This is a genomic window from Arthrobacter sp. Dra40 (assembly GCF_059091905.1).
In genome coordinates this window covers 17,237-31,517 of sequence record NZ_JBNHHB010000058.1, presented here as the reverse complement: position 1 = coordinate 31,517, position 14,281 = coordinate 17,237, and the positions used below count along the sequence as shown (strand labels likewise).

The following is a 14,281-nucleotide window of genomic DNA, read 5'->3' as shown; positions in this document are numbered from 1 at the left end:
TGGGGATGGAACCCGCAGGCCCCGCCCGCCCCATCGGGATGGAACCAGCAGCCACCGGGCGGCCAGCCGGGGCCGCACGGGCAGCAACCGGCAGCGTGGCCCGGGCAGTCCTCCTGGGCCGGCCAGCAAGGCGGCGGTTGGCCTGTGCCTGCCGGCCCGGGCCCGTACGGCGGCTACATCGCCCCGCCGAAACCCGGCGTCATCCCGCTGCGTCCGCTCGGCGTGGGCGAGATCCTGGACGGCGCTTTCCAGGCTGCCCGGAAGAACGCCGCGGCAGTCTTCGGTACCGCGGTGCTGCTCCAAGTGGTGGTCAGCGCGCTGGCATGGCTGGTTGGCGGACTCATCATTTCGGCCTTCGGCGGCCTGCAGGTCATGGCGAACGAGGAACTCACCGACCAATCCGCGGTGGCCTTCGGCCTGTCCATCATCATCTCTTCGCTGGTCCTGGGCCTGCTGTCCGGTGTCGGAATCCTGGTGTTGCAGGGCGTGCTCGCGATACCAACGGCCAGGGCCGCGGTCAATCAGAAGACCAGCTTCCGACTGATGTTCGCCCTCGCAAAGGGCCGGATCGGTGCACTGGTCGGGCTGGCTCTGCTCTATCTGGCGCTCAGTGCGGCCGCCCTGGTCGCCATCATTGCCGGCTCCTTCTTCCTGGCCGACCAGCTGGGCGTCACCTCGGTCTGGATCGTCGTGCTGATCATTCTGGGTTTTGCTGCGGTTTCCGTTTGGATTGGCATCAAGCTGATGCTGGCTCCCGCGGTCATCATCATGGAACGCGAACCGCTCTTCAGGTCGCTCGGCCGGTCGTGGCAGCTGACCAACCGCAGCTGGTGGCGGACCTTCGGCATCATCCTGTTGTGCACCATCATCGTCACGGTGATCACGTCAGTGGTCAGCATGCCGATTTCGTTCATCGTGGGACTGGCCGGACCGCTGCTGGGCGATCCGACGTCCGCCGAGAGCATGTTGGCGACCATGGGCCCGCTCACATTGGTGTCCATGCTGCTGTCGTCGATCTTCTCGGCCATCGGCTATGCCTTCCAAGCCGCCGTGATCGCCCTGGTCTACATCGACCTGCGGATCCGCCGCGAAGGGTTCGATGTGGTGCTGCTGCGCGAGCACGAAGCCTCCGGCGGCCAGGACACGGGCACCATTCCGGGACTGGGCTCCGGGGCGGCACCCGGTTCCGCGGTTCCCGGGCCGTCCGGCCCGTGGACCACATGATCGTGGCCCTTGCGGCACCGCTCTTAGCGTCGGTCCGCTTCGATGTTCCGGTGGCGCCGGGGCCGGACGAGGCGCGCGAGCTGCTGGTCCGCGAACTGGCCAAGGAGGAATACCAGGATGCCCGCCCGGGAGTCCTGGAATCGGCAGTGCAGGGCATCCTTGACTGGTTTGCGCAGGCGATCTCCCAACTTAACGGCTTGAGCCCGAACCTGGGGGTGGTGGCCCTGGTCCTGGCTGCCCTGCTGCTGATCGGGGCGGCTGTGTGGGTGGTCAAGCCCCGCCGCACCGCCCGCCGCCGTGCTGCGGCTGAAATATTCGACGGCGCCGCCCCCCTCTCAGCGGATGAACACCGCCGGAACTCCCGGGAGGCAGCGGCCCGAGGCGACTGGGACGCCGCCTACGCCGAGCGGTTCCGTGCCGTGGTGCGCTCGATGGAGGAACGGGTGGTCCTGGACCCCCAGCCTGGCCGCACTGCCGACGAGGCAGCCGCCGGGATAGCCGCTGCGTTCAGCGCCAAAGCCGGGCGGCTGCGCGGTGCAGCCAACCGGTTCGATTCCGTCCGGTACGGCAAGGTGCCGGCGGTCAGCGAGGATGTTGACCAGTTGGCAGCTCTGGATGATTCGCTGGCTCAGGCTTCGCCGGACCATGCCGGCAGCAGCCCCGTGCCGTTGGCGGTTCCGCGATGAGCGGGGCAGAGGCCCGGCCGGCGGAGGCCCCGCTGAACCCGGCAGCAGGCCCTGTCGGTCCGGCAGCACCGGAAGACTTCACCGACAGCACCTCCGGCAACCCCGGCCGAGCGGCCGGACACCGACCGGAAATCATTGGCGACAACGGCTCGGTCTTCGCCACGCTGCGGAACCGGCTGCGTCAGTGGGGTTTCTGGCTCGTGTTGCTGGTCCTGATCTGCGGCGTGGTCGCGCTGGAATTGCTCCGCGGCCCGGCCGCCGACCGAGCCGATCTCTCCCCCGGCAACGCCGCGCCCAACGGCGCCAAGGCCGTGGCCGAGGTGCTGCGCCAGCAGGGGGTGCAGGTAGCAACTACTGATTCGCTGCAGGAGACGCGGGACCAACTCCTCGGTGGCAACGCCACGTTGCTGGTCCACGATCCGAACGGCTACCTCACCGCCGGGCAACTGCGGCCCCTGAAGGAGCACGCCGAACGCATCGTGCTGCTCGAGCCCGGCTTTGAGGCGCTGCGGGCGCTTGCTCCCGGTGTGCAGTCCGCCGGCGTCGTCCCTGCCGACGGGGGAAACCTGAAGGCTGCATGCGACCTGCCGGGTCCCGCTGCAGCCGGTGAAATCACCCGCGGAGGCATGGCCTACCGCGGCGGCAGCGAACTGTGTTTTGCCTTCAAGACCCCTGCCCGGGACGCGGCCCCCTTCGTGAGCTCCGACAAAGGGGCCACCATTGTGCTGGGCGCCGGCCAGGTGCTCAGCAACGAAGGCATTGTCCAGGCGGGGAACGCCGCGCTGGCACTGCATACGCTGGGCGCCACGGAGCGGTTGGTGTGGTACCGGGCGGGTTTGGCTGATCTGCCGGTTGCGGATGAGCCGGTCAACCCGATGAGCCTGCTGCCTGCCTGGGTGATCCCCGTGTCCCTGTGGCTGATGGCAGTCGGGGTGGCGGCGATGTTCTGGCGGGGACGCCGGCTTGGCCCGCTGGTGGCCGAGCCGCTGCCGGTGGTGGTCCGCTCGGCCGAGACGATCGAGGGCCGGGCGCGGCTTTACCAAAGCGCCAAGGCCGTCAATCACGCCGCGGACAACCTGCGGGCCGCCGCGCTGACCCGGCTCGCCGCCCACCTGCGGCTGCCCGCCGGAGCCACCAGCGCCGACGTCGTCACTGCGGTAGCCCGGGACAGCGGCCGCCCCCGGGCGGAGCTGGAACGCATCCTGCGGCAGGAGGCGCCCGGCACCGAAGCCCGGCTGGTGGCCTGGGCCCAAGAACTTCAGCAGCTAGAGAAAGAGGTAATGCACCGATGAGCGAACAGCCAGGACAGCAGCAGGCATCCCACTACGGCAGCGGTCCCGCCGTCGCGACGCCTCCTGCCGACGACGACCGTCTCCGCCAGGCCCTGCACGACGTCCGTGGCGAGGTGGCCAAAGCAGTGGTGGGCCAGGACGCCACCGTGACCGGGTTGCTGATCGCGCTGCTGTCGCACGGGCATGTGCTGCTGGAAGGAGTGCCCGGCGTCGCGAAAACGCTGCTGGTCCGCTCCCTCTCCGCCGCACTGAGCCTCGACACCAAGCGGATTCAGTTCACTCCCGACCTGATGCCCGGCGACGTCACCGGTTCGATGATTTATGACACCCACACAGCAGAATTCCGCTTCCGTGAAGGACCGGTGTTCACGAACATCCTCTTGGCCGATGAGATCAACCGGACTCCGCCCAAGACCCAGGCCTCGCTGCTGGAAGCAATGGAAGAACGCCAGGTGTCGGTGGACGGCACGTCACGCAAGCTGCCCGAGCCCTTTATCGTCGCCGCCACACAAAACCCGGTGGAATACGAAGGCACCTACCCGCTGCCCGAAGCGCAGTTGGACCGCTTCCTGCTCAAGCTCACCATGAACCTGCCGGACCGGGACGCCGAAATCGAAATCATCCGCCGCCACAGCCTGGGTTTTGACCCCCGTGACCTGCAGGGCGCCGGAGTGCGGCCGGCAGCGTCTGTAGAGGACCTGGTCCGGGCCCGGGCGGCGGTGGCGCGGGTGGCGATCGCTCCGGAGGTCGTCGGCTACATCGTGGACCTGGTCCGGGCCACGCGGTCGGCGCCGTCGTTCCAGCTGGGCGTTTCGCCGCGCGGCGCGACGGCCCTGCTCAATACTTCCCGTGCGTGGGCCTGGCTCAACGGCCGCGGTTTTGTCACCCCGGATGACGTCAAGGCGATGGCTTTGCCGGCGCTGCGGCACCGGGTCAGTCTGCGGCCGGAGGCACAGATGGACGGCGTGCAGGCCGACGACGTGCTGCACAGCATCCTGGCCACCGTGCCGGTCCCCCGCTGAGCGACGCCGTGGCGATCACCGGACGTTTTGTCCTGCTGGCCCTGGCGGGTGTCATCCCCCTGATGCTCTTCCCGCAACCGGCCACGGCTCTGGCGTGGTGCCTGCTGCTGACCGCCGTGGCCGGCCTGGACCTGTTCCTGGCGCTCTCCCCGCGCCGTGTGGGACTGCAGCGGAGGCTCCCGTCGAATGTCCGGCTGGGCGAGTCGGTGACGGCAAGGTTGCTGCTGGGGAACCATGGCCGCAGGCTGTTGCGCGCGGTGGTACGGGACGCGTGGCAGCCCTCGGCCGGTGCCGCCAATCCGGACCAGCGCGTACGGATTGCGCCGGGGGAACGCCGGCTGGTCGAGGTCCAGCTGACGCCGCAGCGCCGCGGCGACTTGCTGGCACACCACGTCACCATCCGGTCGCTCGGGCCGCTCGGCATGGCCGCCCGCCAGATCACCATCGCGCTGCCCGGTCGGCTGCGGGTGCTGCCGCCGTTCCATTCCAAGCGGCACTTGCCGTCCAAACTGCGCAAGCTGCGCGAACTGGACGGCCGCGTTGCGGTGCAGGTCCGCGGAGCCGGCACCGAATTCGATTCCTTGCGCGACTACGTCCGCGGTGACGACGTGCGCTCCATCGACTGGCGCGCCACCGCCCGGCGGCAGTCCGTCGTCGTCCGCACCTGGCGTCCGGAACGCGACCGCCGCGTGGTGATCGTGCTCGATACCTCCCGCACGTCGGCCGCGCGGATTGACGACGAACCGCGGCTGGACACCGGAATCGAAGCATCCCTGCTGCTGTCGGTGCTCGCTGAACGCGGCGGCGACCGCGTGGATTTCCTGGCCTTTGACCGGCGGCCGCGGGCCAAGGTCGCTTCCGCGGCCAAGGGCAACCTGCTCAACCAGCTGGTCAACGCCATGGCTCCGCTGGAGTCCGAACTGATCGAAGCGGACTGGTCGCAGATACCGGCCCAGATCCACGCCCTGTCCTCGCACCGGTCGTTGGTGGTGCTGCTCACGGCACTTGATTCGGGGGCCGCCGAGGAGGGCCTGCTGCCCGTATTGGCCCAGCTGACCGCCAAACACACGGTGGTTGTCGCCTCGGTCAGCGATCCGCATGTGGACCGTCTGCGCACCGTCCGCGAGACCGTCGACGACACGTTCCGGGCAGCCGCAGCCGAGCGCGCCGTGCTGGAACGGGCAGCGGTCGCGGCACAAATCCGCCAGCTCGGCGCCGAGGTGGTGGATGCTCCCCCGCACGAGCTGCCCCCGCAGCTGGCGGATATGTACATCCGGCTCAAAGCCGCGGGGCGGTTGTAGCAGCATGGCCCCGGTCACCGGCGTGCCCGCCCACTCTTCCGCCCCCGGCCCGGGCGGTGATGCCGGTGCGTCCGTCTACCAGCTGGCGCTGGGGCCCGGCTTCCGGCGGCTCCAGCCCGAACTGCAGGAATACTTCTCGCTCGCCCCGTCGGACGGGAACGACGAGGCCCGCGGCATCGGTGAGGGAATGTTCGACGTCGCCGGTTGCCCCCGTCCCGCGCTGCGGCCGTTCCTCGGCCTGACCAGCAGCGACAACGCCTTGTTCCCCGAGTATCAGCACAAGGTGCCCTTCAGCATCGAGAACCGGGCCTGCCTGGATGCCCGCGGCCAGCCGCAGCTGACCGCCGTCAGGACACTTGGCTTCCACGACCGCACGCGGATTGTGGAGGACAGGACCAGCTGGGACGACAAGCTGGGCCGGGCCGTCGGCGCGCTGGGTAAAAGCGGCCGCCTGCTGACCGACGTGGCATGCTCGGTGGGGTCCGACGGCCGGATGCGCCTGGCCTCCCGGCGCATCCGGCTGTCAGCCGGCCCGTTGAGCATTACGCTTCCGCTGCTGCTCGATGCCGCAGCGTTCACCGAACAGTGGTGGGACAGAACCGAGCGCCGGTTCCGGATCCGCACCAAGGTCATCCAGCGCCAGTTCGGAACCGTGCTGGAATACTCCGGCTCCTTCTCCTACCGCCTCCTGGGCTAAGGAGCCCGCTGGTTTCGGAGGGCAAACGGCTGGCCGGCCTTCAGGATTTAAGCCTCCGCGACAACCTGGTTCAGCGCGTCCGCTGCCTGGGTGAGCCGCTTGACCACCAGGCGGGCCCTGTCCGGCGGGCAGGCGGCCAGACCGGCGGACGGTGTGATCCTTAGCTGGGGCAGGCGGGCCACCGGCAGGCCCAGCTGCCGCCAGGGACGGGCCACCGAATCCACCAGCGCCGTGACCTGCGCAATGGTGCCCGACGCGGGGTCCATCAAGCCCGCCCAGACCCGCCGGCCGGCTTCCACCGCGGCCGCAATCGTCTCCCACTGCCGGGTGTCCAGCCCGCCCGTCGGGGCGGCGAACCCGTCAAGGCTGCTGGCGGCCACGGCGTCAAAGGAAGAGTCCGTGGCGGGAATGCATGCGACGACTTCCACGGCGCCGGCAGCGCGCAATGATGCAGCCACCAGGTCCCAGGCCCCAAATGCTTCCTGTGCCGCAACCGAACGCAGGGTGCGGTAGCCACTGGCCGTGGGAATGGTCCCGGCCAGCACTGAGTCGAGCTCCGGCTCGTCCAGTTGCACCACCAGCTCCGTGCCCGCCGGCAGCGCTGCCCTGACGCTGGCCAGGTGTCCGGCCGCACCTGCCGCGAGGGACTGGGCCAGGTCCCGCCGTGCTCCGGCGTCAGCCAGGGCCCGTTCGCCGTTGTGCAGGTAGAGTCCGGCCGCCAACGACATCGGCCCGAGCAGCTGGACTTTGAGCCGGTTGCCCGGGCTGTCTTCGGCACCGACCACATCGGCGAGCACGTTCAGATCGGTGCGCAGCGCCGACACAGCCCGCCGGTAATCCTGGCCGGGACGGTCCACCAGCCGCCAGCCATGCGGCTGCAGATCGACGAACAGTTCCTCCAGCATTCCCGCCGTGCGCCCGATCGCATCCGAACCGACGCCGCGGTCCGGCAGCTCGACCAGATGCGGCAGGTTCGGTTCGCCGAGTTCGCCGCGGATGATCCGGGTTGCCTCGGCGGGCTCGGTGCCGGGCCAGCTGCCCAGCCCGGTGGCGGTCACCTGTGTTGGCCGCTCGTCGGCAGCGGGTGCGGCGGCCGCCACCTCAGTTGCCGCCGTTGTGCTCGTCGGAAATGGCCTGGTGGTGCCTGATGACCTCCGAGATGATGAAGTTCAGGAACTTCTCGGCGAAGGCCGGATCCAGGTGCGCTTCTTCGGCCAGCCGCCGCAGCCGGCCAATCTGCGCGGTCTCGCGGTCCGGGTCGGCCGGCGGCAGCTTGTGCTGGGCCTTGAGGTGGCCCACCCGCTGCGTGGCCTTGAACCGTTCGGCCAGCAGATAGACCAATGTTGCGTCGATGTTGTCGATGCTTCCCCGCACCGCCAGCAGTTCCGCCATCACCTCGGGAGCTACCTGGTCGGACAAGGAGCTGGCGGTCGGGTCAAAGTCATCGGCAAGGTGGGGCTCGGTCATGCTCCCAGTTTATGGTTCGGCGGGGGTGGGCGATGCACCGGTTACCGCTCTGTGAAGTACGGCCCCCGCCCCGACCGCTCCGGGGCATGGTCCCGGCCAGGAGCAAAGGTCCTGTTCGGGCCGGCGGCTCAGGAAACCTTGGCGGGGTCCCAGCTCAGTGAACGCGCCGAGTCGATGGTTGCCTGACCCAGCACGCGGGTCCCCTGGTACAGCACCATGGTCTGTCCCGGGGCCACGCCGCGCATCGGTTCGATGAGGGTCACGACCAGTTCCTGGCGTCCGTCCTCCCCGGCCTCTGCCCGGGCCCGCGCGGCAACCGGGTCGCCGTGGGCGCGGACCTGGACCATGCAGTCGAACTCCGCCAGGGCCTCCACCTCGGGCAGCGGCAATCCGGCCCAGGACACCTTGATGCCGCGCATCTGGTCCACCGCCAGGAGGGCCTCGGGCCCCACCACTACCTTGTTTTCCTTGGGCCGGATCTCCAGCACGAACCGCGGCTTGCCATCCGGAGCGGGCCGGCCCAGCTTGAGGCCGCGGCGCTGGCCCACGGTGAACGCGTTGGCGCCCTCGTGTTCGCCGACGACCTGGCCATCCTGGTCAACGATCGATCCCGACTCCATCTCGATCTTTTCGGCCAGCCAACCGCGGGTGTCGCCGTCGGAAATGAAGCAGATGTCATGGCTGTCGGGCTTGTTGGCCACGGAGAGACCGCGCCGCGCCGCCTCGGCGCGCACCTCGGCCTTGGACGGTGTCTCCGCCAGCGGGAACATGGAGTGCTTGAGCTGTTCATGGGTCAGCACTCCCAGCACGTACGACTGGTCCTTGGCCCAGTCTGCGGCGCGGTGCAGTTCGCGGTTGCCCTGCGCGTCCTCCACCACCTTGGCGTAGTGGCCGGTGCACACAGCGTCAAAGCCCAGCGCCAGCGCCTTCTCCAGCAGCGCCGCGAACTTAATCCGCTCGTTGCAGCGCATGCACGGGTTCGGGGTCCGGCCGGCAGCATATTCGGCGATGAAATCGTCCACCACGTCTTCCTTGAACCGCTCGGAAAAATCCCAGACGTAGTACGGGATGCCCAGGATGTCGCAGGCGCGCCAGGCGTCGCGTGAATCCTCGATGGTGCAACAGCCCCGGCTGCCGGTGCGCAGCGTGCCGGGCATCCGGCTCAAGGCCAGGTGCACTCCCACCACATCGTGGCCGGCTTCCACCGCCCGTGCCGCTGCCACCGCGGAGTCAACGCCGCCGCTCATCGCTGCCAGTACCTTCATGAATTGGTTTCCCTACTGATGTGTTTGTCTGTGGCCGCCGCAGCGGCACGAGTCGATGGTGTGGCGGCGGCGCGGCCGGCCCGGTGCGGGTCAGCCAGCCTGGGTGCCTGCGGTCTGGATGCTGGAAACGTGTCCCGCCATCCCGGCTTTCCTGGCCCGTGCGTAGGCCTCCGGCAGGGCTGCCACGAGTGTGTCAACGTCGGACTCGGTGGTTGTATGCCCGAGCGTGAAGCGTTGGGCTCCGCGTGCTTCTTCCTCGCTCAGCCCCATGGCCAGCAGGACGTGCGAAGGCCGGGGCACCCCCGCGGTGCACGCCGACCCGGTGGAAGACTCCACACCGGCCAGGTCCAGCAGGAACAGCAGCGAATCTCCCTCACAGCCTGGGAAGGTGAAATGCGCGTTGCCGGGCAGCCGCAGGCCCTCCTGATGCGGGTCGGGAGTCCCCCGAAGCACCGCCTCCGGGACGGAGCGCACGACGCCGGCAATAAGTTTTTCGCGCAAACCCGACAACCGCGCGGCTTCTGCCGGCAGGTGCCCGACGACGGCCTCCGCCGCCGCGGCGAAGGCCGCGATCGCCGGCGTGTCCAGGGTGCCCGACCTGATGTCGCGCTCCTGCCCGCCGCCGTGCTGGACAGGAGTCAGCTTCACGTCCCGCCGGACCAGCAGCGCACCCACGCCCACCGGGCCGCCGATTTTGTGTCCGCTGATGGCCATGGTGTCCAGGCCGGTTGCCCTGAAGTCCACCGGCAAGTGGCCGAACGCCTGAACGGCGTCCGAATGGACCGGGATCCCGTGCGGCTGCGCGGCCGCCACGATCTCCGCCACCGGCTGGACACTGCCGACTTCGTTGTTGGCCCACATCACCGCGACCAGCGCCACCGCGGCAGGGTCTGCTTCGATTTCATGCCGCAGCGCTTCCACCGACACCACTGCGTGAGCGTCGACCGGCAGCCAGACGACCTCGGCGCCTTCGTGCTTTTCCAGCCATTCCACCGTGTCCAGCACGGCAGGGTGTTCCACGGGCGAACACAGAATCCGCCGGCACTGGGGATCGGCGTCGCGCCGGGCCCAGTACAGGCCCTTGACGGCCAGGTTGTCGGCCTCGGTGCCACCGGAGGTGAAGATCACCTCGGATGGATGCGCTCCGGCTGCGGCGGCGATGGTTTCGCGGGCGTCCTCCACCACCCTGCGGGCGCGCCGGCCGGAGCCGTGCAGCGACGAGGGATTGCCGCTGCGGCTGAGTTCATGGGTAAGTGCGGCCAGGGCCTGCGCCAGAATGGGCGTGGTCGCCGCGTGGTCAAGATACACGGGCACGCAAGTATTTTACACGCCCTGAACGCCTGCGGCCCGAGCCGTCCCGTCCAGGCCGCTGGCGTTCGGGGAAGTCAGGCGGGTGGGTCCCGGTTGATCCTGGCACAACAAAAGGGTCCGTCGGGATCTGCGGCGACACTGTGGGACTGGTCGGCGCAGCCGGCCAGCATCCCTTCCAGCAGGGCAAGGTTCAGTCCGCACACTGTTTGGGTGTGGCTGCGCGCCAAGAGGTGGAAGGGGCAGTTCCCCAGCGCAAAACCAGCCTCGTCCGGCAGCGGCCGGTAACCGGTAGCGGCCAGGGCTGCCGCCATGTCGCCGGCACCGGCCCCCAGTTCGATGCCCTTGGACCGGGCCACCTCGGCCACCAGCTCGGACGCCGGACGGGCCGCCCGGGCGGATTCCTCCACCGCAGTGGCCAGCAGTTCACCGGCCAGGTCGTAGGAACGCTCGGGCACAGAGGCTGACACTTCCGGCACCGCTGCCGCATACACCTTGGCCGGACGACCGGAGCCGGGCCCGGATTTGCCGCTTAGTTTCCGAAATTCGATGGTCAGCAGTCCGTGCCCGGCCAGCGCGTCCAACTGCAGGGACACGGTGCTGCGCGGCAGGTCGAGGGCGGCAGCGGCCTGGTCCCGCGTCACCGGCTCGGCGCTGTGCCGGACGTATTCAAAAAGGCGGCGGCGCACGTCGTCGCCCAAGGCGGAGACTGCGGAAAGCCCGGGTCGCGGCTGGTCGCTCATGGCGCCCTCTCCGGTGGCAGGAACATTGACTTATGCGGCGTTGATTTCTAAAGTCGGGTATACCTATTTTAGAACATCCGGCCCTGTCCCGACAGGCAACGGCCGGTGTTCCCCAGAGATCGGCATCGGGGCCGGCCCGCTGGGTGCCCGCCGGCGCATAAAGGAGCGCTGCCATGGCAGAGAACCCGATCGTTATTGCGGGAGCCGGCCTGGCCGGCACCACTGCCGCAGAGGCCCTGCGCAGGGGCGGCTTCAGCGGGGAGATCGTGCTGGCCGGCGCCGAAGACCAACACCCCTACCTTCGGCCGCCGTTGTCCAAGAACTTCCTGGCCGGACGGGAGGATGCGCAGTCCCTGCTGGTGCAGCCGCCCGACTGGTATTCCGGGCAGAACATCCGGCTGTTGCGCGGCACCACGGTAGAGTCCTTTGATCCCGCCGCCCGCACCATCCTGCTCTCGGATGCGGCCACAGTGGAGTACTCGCAGCTGCTCCTGGCCACCGGAGCGTCGCCGCGCAGGCTGGAACTGCCCGGTGCCGGACTGGCGGGCGTGCATTACCTGCGGACTCTGCCCGACAGCGAATCCCTGCGCAGCGAGCTGGCGGCCGGTGACCGGCAGTTGGTCGTCATCGGCATGGGCTGGATCGGCATGGAAGTGGCGGCCACGGCACGCCAGCTCGGAAACGATGTCACGGTCTTGGGCCGCGGAGACATCCCACTCGCTGCTGCGCTGGGCGGGGTCATTGGCAGCATCTTCGCGGATACCCACCGCCGCGAGGGCGTCCGGCTGCGCACCGGGCGCTGGCCGGTGGAATTCCTCGGCGAGGACGGCAGGGTCAGCGGCATAGTGCTCGACGACGGCGAGCGCCTGCCTGCGGACGCGGTGCTGGTGGCGATCGGCGCGGTCCCGAATACGGCCGTGGCCGAGGCCGCCGGACTGGCCGTGTCCAACGGCATCGACACGGACCAGACGCTGCGCACCTCGGCCGGACACGTCTATGCTGCGGGCGACGTTGCCCGTGCCTACCACCCCGGCTATGGTGCACCGCTGCGCAGCGAGCATTGGGCGAACGCCATCGCCCAGGGCAAGACTGCAGCTGCCGCGATGCTGGGCCTGGAGGCGTCCACCGGCGATATTCCGTACTTCTACACCGACCAGTTCGGCATCGGGATGGAGTACTCCGGTTATTTCCCCTGGGCTGCGCAGAGCCAACCGGTGTTCAGGGGCAGCTACCAGGATCTGGACACGCTGGAGTTCATCGCGTTCTGGCTGCGTGAGGGCAAGGTGGTGGCTGGTATGAATGTAAACGTCTGGGACGTCCAGGAATCCATCCAGGATCTCATCCGTTCCGGCCGCACCGTGGATGCCGAGGACCTGTCCAATCCCGACAAGGAGCTGACCAGCCTATGAGCCAACCACTGACGGCGCAGTCGCCGTCCGGCGCCTTCCTCCCCGAGCTCTACCATCCGGTGCACGACTTCGGTGTCCGCAGGATTGACTTCAGCCGCCAGGTGGCACTGATGGCCATCGTCAACCGCACTCCCGACTCGTTTTACGACGGCGGACGGACCTTCGCGCTGGAAACCGCGATCGAAGCCTCCTTGGCGGCGGTGGCGGCGGGCGCGGATTGGGTGGACATCGGCGGCGTCCCGTTCGCACCGGGGCCGGCCTTGTCCGCGCCCGATGAGGCAGAGCGGATCGTTCCGGTGATCGAGGCCCTGCGGGCCCGCTCGAACGTGATCATTTCCGCCGACACCTTCCTGCCGGAGGTAGCCGAGGCGAGCATCCGCGCCGGAGCCAACGTCATCAACGACACCACGGGCCTCCACTATCCGGAGCTGGCGTCGGTCGTGGCGGAGGGTGGCGCACACCTGGTCATTACCCACTCGCTCGCCGCCCCGCGCACTGTGTATCCGCGCCCGCACTACAACGACGTGGTCGAGGACGTCGCCGGGTTCCTGCGCCGGAAGGTACAGCTGGCCCGGGCGCTGGGCGTCTCCGCCGATAAGATCATCGTCGACCCCGGCCACGACCTGAACAAGAACACCAGGCATTCGCTGGAGATTACCCGCCGCTTTGGCGAGATTGCCTCCCTCGGATATCCGTCGCTGGCGGCGGTCTCCAACAAGGACTTCATCGGCGAGACCCTGTCCCAGCCCAAACAAGAACGCCTGTCGGGCTCCCTGGCCGCCGCGGTGATGTGCATCATGAACGGTGCGAGGATCCTGCGCATGCACAATGTCCCCGAAGCCAGCTCCGCCATACGGATGACCGAGGCTGTGCTGGGCTGGCGCGAACCGTCCTGTCTGGAGCACAACATGGGCGACAGCAACGAACCGGCGACCCCGTGAGCCGCCCCATCCGCCGCATCCTTCCGCCGGGCCCGGAGCAGGCGTCGGACCAGCAGCTGCTGGCCTGGTACGGCAATGTTCCCCGCCCCGGCCCGTGGGTCCGGTTCAATTTCGTCTCCAGCGTGGACGGCGCTGCCACCTATCAGGGCCGCTCCGGAACTTTGGGCGACGAGGTGGACCAGCGGGTCTTCCTGCTGCTGCGCCGGCTGGCCGACGTCCTGCTGGTGGGTGCCGGCACCATTCGGGCCGAGGGCTACGGCGGCGAGTTGCTGGGCCCCGGGTCCCAGGCGTGGCGCTGTGCCCGCGGCATGAGTCCGCACCCGCCCGTCGCCGTGGTTTCGGCGTCGCTTGACCTGGACCCGGGCAGCGCATTCTTCACCGCGGCGCCGGTACGGCCGATTGTGCTGACCAGCGCCGCTGCGCCGGCCGTCCGGCGCCAGGCGCTCGAGCCGGTGGCCGACGTCGTTGACGCGGGCACAACCCATGTGGAACCGGCACTGATCGCGGAGGCGCTGGCCGCCCGCGGCTACCGGCAGATCCACAGTGAGGGAGGGCCCACTCTCTTCGGCAGTTTCCACGCGGCAGGACTGGTGGACGAGCTGTGCCTGACCATCAGCCCGCTGCTGGCCGGTGGAACCGCCACACGGATTTCGGACCACGTCACGGGTCAATCGCTGCAGCGGCTTCAGCTTCAGCAGGTACTGGAGTCCGGGTCGATGCTGCTGCTGCGCTATACCGCCGCAGTCGGCGCACCGTGGACCACGTCGCCAGACGGCGGCAACCTGACGACCGGCTCGCCATCGGCATAAGCGGTGACGCCCGCTGTACGCGGCCACTGGCACGACGGGCATACCGCCGCCGATCGGGCGGGCGGCGGGAGCGGTGGGCAGGCCGAACAGCGGGGCACGTCGTTGCCGGTGCCGGCC

At 69.0% G+C, this 14,281-nt stretch carries 14 protein-coding genes; 9 read left to right on the top strand and 5 right to left on the bottom strand.

Going from position 1 to position 14,281, the window contains the following annotated elements:
• The 6 genes from AC5RWT_RS20135 to AC5RWT_RS20110 form a co-directional block, all read left to right on the top strand.
• On the top strand, positions 1 to 1,224 hold a 1,224-nt coding region (locus AC5RWT_RS20135; RefSeq protein WP_494081717.1), incomplete at its 5' end, for a glycerophosphoryl diester phosphodiesterase membrane domain-containing protein.
• Positions 1,221 to 1,910, top strand: a complete 690-nt coding sequence (locus AC5RWT_RS20130) for a DUF4129 domain-containing protein (RefSeq protein ID WP_494081718.1) — start codon at positions 1,221 to 1,223, stop codon at positions 1,908 to 1,910. The genes AC5RWT_RS20135 and AC5RWT_RS20130, both read left to right, overlap by 4 nt.
• A complete protein-coding gene (locus AC5RWT_RS20125; RefSeq protein WP_494081716.1) occupies positions 1,907 to 3,202 on the top strand; it encodes a DUF4350 domain-containing protein in 1,296 nt (431 codons plus the stop codon). The genes AC5RWT_RS20130 and AC5RWT_RS20125 overlap by 4 nt, the downstream gene beginning before the upstream one ends.
• Positions 3,199 to 4,224 (top strand): AAA family ATPase, encoded by a 1,026-nt coding sequence (locus AC5RWT_RS20120; RefSeq protein ID WP_494081715.1) that lies wholly within the window; start codon positions 3,199 to 3,201, stop codon positions 4,222 to 4,224. The genes AC5RWT_RS20125 and AC5RWT_RS20120 overlap by 4 nt, the downstream gene beginning before the upstream one ends.
• An 8-nt stretch (positions 4,225 to 4,232) precedes the next feature.
• Positions 4,233 to 5,525 (top strand): DUF58 domain-containing protein, encoded by a 1,293-nt coding sequence (locus tag AC5RWT_RS20115; RefSeq protein ID WP_494081714.1) that lies wholly within the window; start codon positions 4,233 to 4,235, stop codon positions 5,523 to 5,525.
• A gap of 4 nt (positions 5,526 to 5,529) precedes the next feature.
• A complete protein-coding gene (locus AC5RWT_RS20110) occupies positions 5,530 to 6,222 on the top strand; it encodes a DUF4166 domain-containing protein (protein ID WP_494081713.1) in 693 nt (230 codons plus the stop codon).
• Between the two features lie 47 nt (positions 6,223 to 6,269).
• Here the strand turns inward: AC5RWT_RS20110 and AC5RWT_RS20105 are convergent, their stop codons facing one another.
• The 5 genes from AC5RWT_RS20105 to AC5RWT_RS20085 all read right to left on the bottom strand — a co-directional run bounded on the left by AC5RWT_RS20105 (position 6,270) and on the right by AC5RWT_RS20085 (position 11,005).
• Positions 6,270 to 7,322, bottom strand: coding sequence for a uroporphyrinogen decarboxylase/cobalamine-independent methonine synthase family protein (locus tag AC5RWT_RS20105; protein ID WP_494081712.1), 1,053 nt, complete (start codon positions 7,320 to 7,322; stop codon positions 6,270 to 6,272).
• A gap of 1 nt (position 7,323) precedes the next feature.
• Positions 7,324 to 7,689 carry a chorismate mutase gene (locus AC5RWT_RS20100; protein ID WP_493966281.1) on the bottom strand — a complete coding sequence of 122 codons (366 nt, stop codon included), beginning with the start codon at positions 7,687 to 7,689 and terminating at the stop codon, positions 7,324 to 7,326.
• 128 nt (positions 7,690 to 7,817) lie between these two features.
• Complete coding sequence (gene mnmA / locus AC5RWT_RS20095) at positions 7,818 to 8,954, bottom strand: tRNA 2-thiouridine(34) synthase MnmA (RefSeq protein ID WP_493966282.1); 1,137 nt, start codon at positions 8,952 to 8,954, stop codon at positions 7,818 to 7,820.
• Positions 8,955 to 9,044: 90 nt separating this feature from the next.
• Positions 9,045 to 10,268, bottom strand: coding sequence for a cysteine desulfurase family protein (locus AC5RWT_RS20090; protein ID WP_494081711.1), 1,224 nt, complete (start codon positions 10,266 to 10,268; stop codon positions 9,045 to 9,047).
• Positions 10,269 to 10,339: 71 nt separating this feature from the next.
• Positions 10,340 to 11,005 (bottom strand): helix-turn-helix transcriptional regulator, encoded by a 666-nt coding sequence (locus tag AC5RWT_RS20085; protein ID WP_494081710.1) that lies wholly within the window; start codon positions 11,003 to 11,005, stop codon positions 10,340 to 10,342.
• Positions 11,006 to 11,178: 173 nt separating this feature from the next.
• Here AC5RWT_RS20085 and AC5RWT_RS20080 point away from each other — a divergent pair, with 173 nt between their 5' ends.
• The 3 genes from AC5RWT_RS20080 to AC5RWT_RS20070 are packed head-to-tail and all read left to right on the top strand — an operon-like array spanning position 11,179 to position 14,164.
• Complete coding sequence (locus tag AC5RWT_RS20080; RefSeq protein WP_494081709.1) at positions 11,179 to 12,414, top strand: NAD(P)/FAD-dependent oxidoreductase; 1,236 nt, start codon at positions 11,179 to 11,181, stop codon at positions 12,412 to 12,414.
• Positions 12,411 to 13,355, top strand: a complete 945-nt coding sequence (gene folP / locus AC5RWT_RS20075) for a dihydropteroate synthase (protein ID WP_494081708.1) — start codon at positions 12,411 to 12,413, stop codon at positions 13,353 to 13,355. The genes AC5RWT_RS20080 and folP overlap by 4 nt, the downstream gene beginning before the upstream one ends.
• Positions 13,352 to 14,164, top strand: coding sequence for a pyrimidine reductase family protein (locus AC5RWT_RS20070; RefSeq protein WP_494081707.1), 813 nt, complete (start codon positions 13,352 to 13,354; stop codon positions 14,162 to 14,164). Before folP ends, AC5RWT_RS20070 begins: the two co-directional genes overlap by 4 nt.
• Positions 14,165 to 14,281: the final 117 nt, after the last annotated feature.